Raw genomic sequence first — 421 nt, 5'->3', positions numbered from 1 at the left:
CGCATAACTGGTGAGCATCCAGCAGCGAACCAAAGACACGAACGTTCACATCAGCATCAATTAACTCTTCCACTCCAGAGATGATGATAGCGATATGTGTTTGTGTAATACGCATAAGACCCTTCCTAACCTGTATGAGAACCCCGTCACCTGATAATCTTGTCACTGAGCCACACTAGGTGCATTTTAGTTTACGCTACCGGCAGCTTCGGTTCACTCTAACGATTGGATCTCATGCTGACATCGCTGCTGGATAATGACTTCTATAAAATCACGATGCAAAACGCCGTGATTAAACGTTTTCCCTATGCCCATGCGCGCTACGCCTTTATCAATCGTGGCAAGCACGCCTTTCCTGATGGATTCGGCGCTGAGCTGCGCCGTGAAGTTGATAAGATGGCTGAGCTTCGCTTGAGCGATG

Annotated in this window: 1 pseudogene; it reads left to right on the top strand. The window is 48.0% G+C overall.

The features are described 5' to 3' along the window. Positions 1-234: 234 nt before the first annotated feature. Positions 235-421, top strand: a pseudogene (locus A6R74_RS00015) (nicotinate phosphoribosyltransferase); the annotation flags it as partial.

The sequence above is a fragment of the Halomonas sp. ALS9 genome, from assembly GCF_001651035.1.
In the GTDB taxonomy this organism is placed as follows: Bacteria; Pseudomonadota; Gammaproteobacteria; order Pseudomonadales; family Halomonadaceae; genus Vreelandella.
The sequence above is the reverse complement of the archived record's forward strand: the minus strand, read 5'-3'. Positions and strand labels throughout refer to the sequence as shown.